Source organism: Mesorhizobium sp. M7A.F.Ca.US.005.03.2.1, assembly GCF_003997795.1.
GTDB classification, from domain to species: domain Bacteria; phylum Pseudomonadota; class Alphaproteobacteria; order Rhizobiales; family Rhizobiaceae; genus Mesorhizobium; species Mesorhizobium ciceri.
In genome coordinates this window covers 1-5952 of record NZ_RZRP01000375.1, presented here as the reverse complement: position 1 = coordinate 5952, position 5952 = coordinate 1, and the positions used below count along the sequence as shown (strand labels likewise).

At 64.7% G+C, this 5952-nt stretch carries 5 protein-coding genes and 1 pseudogene; all 6 read right to left on the bottom strand.

The features are described from left to right. Positions 1 to 546: SAM-dependent methyltransferase (locus tag EN991_RS20350; RefSeq protein ID WP_127369399.1), on the bottom strand; the 546-nt coding region annotated here is incomplete at its 3' end. Beyond that, positions 543 to 929: a cobalamin biosynthesis protein gene (locus EN991_RS20345; protein WP_013531079.1), complete on the bottom strand. Its 387-nt coding sequence runs from the start codon at positions 927 to 929 to the stop codon at positions 543 to 545. The genes EN991_RS20350 and EN991_RS20345, both read right to left, overlap by 4 nt. Further along, positions 926 to 1165, bottom strand: a pseudogene (locus EN991_RS20340) (cobalamin biosynthesis bifunctional protein CbiET); the annotation flags it as partial. The pseudogene EN991_RS20340 and the gene EN991_RS20345, both read right to left, overlap by 4 nt. A gap of 211 nt (positions 1166 to 1376) precedes the next feature. Continuing rightward, positions 1377 to 3530 (bottom strand): penicillin-binding protein 1A, encoded by a 2154-nt coding sequence (locus tag EN991_RS20335; RefSeq protein WP_013532650.1) that lies wholly within the window; start codon positions 3528 to 3530, stop codon positions 1377 to 1379. A gap of 150 nt (positions 3531 to 3680) precedes the next feature. Next, positions 3681 to 4613 carry a dimethylarginine dimethylaminohydrolase family protein gene (locus tag EN991_RS20330; RefSeq protein ID WP_013532649.1) on the bottom strand — a complete coding sequence of 311 codons (933 nt, stop codon included), beginning with the start codon at positions 4611 to 4613 and terminating at the stop codon, positions 3681 to 3683. Further along, positions 4610 to 5952, bottom strand: a 1343-nt coding sequence (locus tag EN991_RS20325; protein ID WP_127369398.1) for an amidohydrolase, incomplete at its 5' end; no start/stop codon positions are given. The genes EN991_RS20325 and EN991_RS20330, both read right to left, overlap by 4 nt.

The window sequence follows — 5952 nt, the reverse complement described above, 5'->3', positions numbered from 1 at the left end:
GCCATAGTGCGGCGTCAGTTCGGCGACGACGCGATCGATGGCGTGGATGGCCAGATGAATAGCGAGCGTGGCGCCGGTGCGGCCGAAGCCGGCCAGCGTCTCGCCGGGTGGCATTTTGGAGGCGCGCCCGGAAATGCGGGTCAGCACAAGGCTTTGCGCCACTTCGGGAATGGTCAGCTCGCGGCGCAATGCTGCGGCGGCAGCGGCGAAGGAGGGGACGCCCGGCGTCAGCGTATAAGGGATGCCGTGCTTTTCCAGCCGGCGGATCTGCTCGGCGACCGCGCTCCATACCGACAGGTCACCGGAATGCAGCCGGGCGACATCCTGGCCTGATTTGTGCGCCTCGAGATAGGCGGCCTCGATCTCGTCGAGCGACATCGGCGCGGTGTCGACCAGCTTTGTCCCCGGCGCGCAGTGCTGCAGCAATTCGGGCGCGACGATCGAGCCGGCATGCAGGCAAACCGGGCAGTTTGCCAAAAGCCTTGCGCCGCGCAGCGTGATGAGGTCGGCCGCACCTGGACCGGCGCCGATGAAATGAACGGTCATGGCGCATCTCCGCTGATGGCGATGGCGCAGGTGACCGGGCCGAGCACTGTGCGGGGGCCAAGCAGTTTTGCGCCTGTGCCGGCCACGGCGAGGGCGGACGCCTCGGAGACCGATGGTGTGCCGGCAACATCCTGCGAGAGATCGGAATGGCTGAGCGTATCCGACGAGGCAGCTTGAAGTGCTGAGTCGTCGACGACGATGACGGGAAGACTCAGCGTGCGGCCAGCGGCGGCGATCGCTTCTTCATCCTTCTTGAACGCGGCAGTCGCCAGTGCCGACAGCGCCGTCATCGCCAACCCATGCGCCTCCAGCGCCGTTTCGATCGCCGCAAGCACCTCTTCGACGCCCACGCCCTTTCGGCAGCCTATGCCTGCGACCATCATGGCTTCATCCAGCTCCATTGCGTCACTGGCATGGCCGGCCGCCAGGCCTGCATCGAGCCGACCGGCGAGGCCCGCGAGATGTTTATCCGCGTGAGATCGCCGCCGAGCTTCGTATGCTGGGCAAGAAGCAGGGCTTCCATCTCCAGCGTTACCGCGTTTGCCACGAGACGGCCGCCAGTGTGCAGGGCCTTGATGGCAGCTTTCAAGACACCGGCATCGCTGCCGCCACCGCCGATGATGGCTATGGCAAGCGAAAGCAACGTCAGGAAGGCAGTTTTGAGCATGAAGGGCCGGGGACACCGAAGAGTTGCCGCTCGGGGATATCGCGGCGCAGGGCCTTGTGGCAAGCGGGCCGATGTAGAATTGCAGCCGCCTCTTCCTTCTCCCCCTGCGGGAGACGGTGGCCGAGCGAAGCTCGGTCGGATGAGGGGTGTTCCAGGCGCGCCATCACAGCGCCGACAGCGTCTCCGGCGGTTGAGGCGTATTGAGGACGGGCGCCGACTGGAACAGGCTGGTCATGTCCCGCAGCGTCTGCGTCGTGCGGCTGGACAGCACCGGCGGCCGTTCGGCGGCTGCATCGGCCACCGCCTGCGCGTCGCTCTTCTTCTGTGCTTCCTCGGCCTTGGCAGCGATCTCCTCGTCGACGAAGGGCTTGTCGATGCCCGGGATCGGCTTGAGGTCGATGTTCTGGTGCGCATAGACCATCAGGCGCTGCCATACCATCGCAGGCAGCGAGCCGCCGGTCATGTTCTTGGTCGGCGTGAAATCGTCATTGCCCATCCATACTGCCGCCGTGTAGTTGCCGGTGAAGCCGACAAACCAGGCGTCGCGGTAGGATTGCGTCGTGCCCGTCTTGCCGGCGACGACGATGTTGGGAAGTTGGGCCCGCCGCGCCGTGCCCATCACCGGTACTGCCGCCAGCATGGTGTTCATCGATTTCAGCGCCTGCTCCGACAACACCCGGTGTGGCGGCGGCGCATCCTTGGCGAAATCATAAACCACCTCGCCGGTGCGGGTGACGAGTTGGCTGATGCCGTGCCGGAAGCCGACGAAACCGTTGTCGGCGAACACGCTGTAGCCCGTCGCCTGGTCCATCACCGTCATGCCCGAGGTGCCCAGCACCATCGTCTTGTGCGCTTCGAGCGGCGATTCCACGCCCATCGCCTCGGCCATGGCCTTGATCGGCCCGATGCCAAGGTGATCCTTGGCCAGCCGAACCGGCACGGTGTTGATCGATTTGGCCATAGCCATGATCAGAGTTACATTGCCCGCCGATCCGCCGCTGTAATTGTGCGGCGACCAGGACCCCCAGCTGATCGGGCCGCCGGAGATGATGGAGTTGGGCGTGAAGCCGTGTTCCATCGCCGTTGCATAGACATAGGGTTTGAATGACGAGCCGGTCTGGCGCAGCGCCTTGGTGGCGCGGTTGAACTGGCTGGCGCCATAGTCGCGGCCGCCGACGATGGCGCGCACGGCGCCGTTGGTCTCGATGACGACGACGGCACCTTCGGTGACGTTGTACTCCTTGCCGAACTGGCGCAGGTGGAACTCCACCGATTCTTCCGCTGCCTTCTGGATGTTCGCGTCGAAGGTGGTGTGGGCAACAAGCGAGTGCTGGCCCGGTTTGGCGATCTTCTTGACCTCGTCGAATGCCCAGTCGAGGTAATAGTCCGGACTTTTCTGCTCGCCGCGGTCGACGACGTCGGCCGGATGCAGTCTTGCCTGCAGAACCTGGCCCTCGGTCATGAAGCCGGAATCGACAAGGTTGGACAGCACCACATTGGCGCGTGCGCGCGCTGCCGGCAGGTTGATGTGCGGCGCATATTTGGTCGGCGCCTTGAACAGCCCGGCCAGCATCGCCGCCTCGGCGAGGTTCAGATCCTTGACGCTCTTGCCGAAATAGAAATCGGCGGCCGCCTCGATGCCGAACGTACCGCCCCCCATGTAGGCTCGATCGAGATAGAGCTGCAGGATTTCCTTCTTCGACAGATTGGCCTCGAGCCACAGCGACAGGAAGGCTTCCTTGATCTTGCGCTCCAGCGTGCGCTCATTGGTGAGGAACAGGTTCTTGGCCAGCTGCTGGGTTATGCTCGAGCCGCCCTGAACGACGGAATTGGCCCGCACATTCTCGAAGATGGCGCGGGAAAGGCCGAGCACATCGATGCCGTAGTGATCGAAGAAGCGGCGATCCTCGGTAGCAAGCACCGCCTTGATGACGTGATCGGGCATCTCGTCGACCGGCACGGAATCGCGCTGGATGATGCCGCGCTGGCCGATCTCGTTGCCATAGCGGTCGAGGAAGGTGACGGCGAAGTCGCCCTGGGCGCGCCAGTCGCCGGCCGTATCCTGGAAAGCCGGAATGGCCAGCGCCAGCATCACCACGATGCCGCCGGCGCCGAGCGTAAAACCTTCGCTCAACACTTCGATGATGCCACGGCGCCAGCCGTTGACGCGGAAGCGCCGCGAGAAGATCGTCGCCGATTCCCAGAACTGGCGCGCCTTGAAGCCGATCTCGTAGAGCGAGGAATCGATCCACGCGTCGAGCGCCAGCAGCCGGGCGGCGATCGGACCTCTTCTCTTGCGCGGTTCGGGACTGGCCATTCGGAATCCGGCTAGCAATTGCACGACCTGAGTACCGCAAACCGGCAATTTCAGGGCGATGCATTCCGCAAGACTATTCCTCCATTTTTCCAGCACTCACAAGGGCAGCGAAGACACAGTATCGGGTTTGTTGCTGAGGGGCGAGCCGGCTCAGGCCGGTTCGCGCTTCAGCGCCTGCGCCATGCAGTGGATGCCGCCGCCGGTCTTCGAAATCTCGCTCATGTCGACGGCCGCGACCTCGAAACCGCGGGCCTTGAGCTGGCCGATCAGCGACTGGCTGGAGGTCGGCGCGATCACGCGGTCCTTGCCCAGCGACATGAAGTTGCAGCCGAGCGCCATCGTGTCCTGGAACGGCACGTCGATGATCTCGTGGCCTTTGCCCTTCAGCCAGTCGACAATGCCGGGCTCGGTGCAGGCAAGGCAGACGGCGGTCAGTTTTTCGGCGATCGGCACCACCATCAGGTCGATATGGACGTAATATTCGTCGATGAAAGCGATGCGGGTTTCCCAGCCTTCCTTGTCGAACCAGGCCTGCACCTGGCGCGCACCTTCCTCCTGCGTGCGCGCGCCGCCGCAGCCTATCAGCACGACGCCGTCCTCGATGACGTTGAAGTCGCCGCCCTCGAAGGTACCAGCCGTGACCATGTCGTAGATCGGGATGCCGAGTTTTTCGTAGGTGCGGATCGCGGCATAGTTCTCGCCGCGCCGCCACCAGTTGGCCATGGCGGTGATGAAGGCGCCGTAGGGCGTCATGACGCTGGAATCGCGGGAATAGACCTGCATCGGCAGCTCGGGCGTCGGCTCGTGCCAGTGGATGTTGACGCCGAAATGCTCGTAGGCGGCGACCAGGTCCTTGTGCTGTGCCTGCGCGATCTGCACGTTGCAGGGCGCCTCGCGCAGGTGCTTGCGCGACAGCGAGCTGGTCGACAGATGACGCAGGAAATTGGGCGAGCCGAGCAGGACGTCGGTCAGCACGTCGGTCTCGTTGGCAAAACCCCAGGCGGTCAGCGGCTTGGTGCCGCCGGCGGGGTTGCGGCGCTGCAGCGAAAACGGCTCGGCGACAATGCGGTCATGAACGGTCATGGGATGCTCCTCGTGAGGTGACTTGGGGGTGTCTGATTGCTCGGTATCCACCAGTCGCGTCCACGCGGGGTGGTGACATATTCTGGCCAGCGAAACCCGATCGGCGGCTCGTAGTCGCAAAGCGGTGCGATCCAGTTCGAACCGCCGATGCCGCCGCCGGTGCGGGTAACGAACTCGTCCATCGCCGCTTCGCGGGCAGTCTGGTCTTCCAGCAGGCGAAGGGCGGCAAGCGCGATCGTGCGGGAGGCGCAGGCCACCATCGGGTCGATCGTGGCCGAAATACCGCCCAGCGCATTCATCACCCAGGCTGGATAGGGATAGCCGGTCTCCGAACGCAGTGCCGGGCGGGCGACATAGAAGCGCGCCGTCGGCGTGTGCCAGCTCATGTCGGTGTAATCGTCGGAGGTCGAATTGACCTGCGAGGGCGGCAGGTCGCGGCGCAGGATCGCTTCCGCCGCCTGCGGCTCGATCAGGCGCTCCAGCTCTTCGATGAACGGCTCGTCGCTCGCCATGCGCCCGGCATTGACCTGTATTTCGCGCGCGACTGCCTTGGCGTCTTCGTCCCAGCGCGGCGGCCCGACCGTCGACAGCGCTTCATAGGCGATCTCGGCCATGGCATGATTGGCAAGTCCCGGTCGTGACTTCGACACCCAATGCCGCTCGGTGCGGCAACCACTCATCGCTGCCGCCGCCTCGGCATTGCGGTCGAGCACCGCGGTGACCTGCTCGGCCATGGCAAGCGTCGGCACGCGGATCATGTACTGAATCTCGGCCAGCCCCGCCGGCAAATTGTCGGCGGTCGCTTGCCCCGCCGTCAGGATCGCCTCGCTGATCGACCAGCCGCCCTGGTGCGGCAGCATGGAATCGCGCAGAGCCTTGGAGGCCATGTACATCATCATCAATGCGTCGTTGGCGCCGGGCGCGCGCGCCGCCGAATGTGCTTGCGGAATGGGTGCAGCGCCCGCAGCCAGCGCCCAGCGCTCCGGTTGGTCGCAGATGAAGCGATAGATCATCGCGTAGGCCGCGCCGCAATGCGTGTCCCAGCGCGCCGTGTTGCAGAGCGGCAGCATGTAGAACGGATGAAAGGAGATCATGCCGGCAAGGCCGTCATAATAGCCCTTGGCGGCATGGATCGGCTTTGACCCACGCACCTTTTCCGCCGGCTCGCCGGTGAAGCGCAGCGTGCCTGATATGCCGTGGCGCTGCATCGCGGCCTTGGTCGCCAGCAGCCCGCCGAGGCTCGAAATACCCAGCCCGGAATGCGGGTCGGTGTGGCCGCCGGCCTGATTGCCAAGTCCCCGGCGCGGACGCTCGACCGTAGCGGCATCCTGGCAATTGC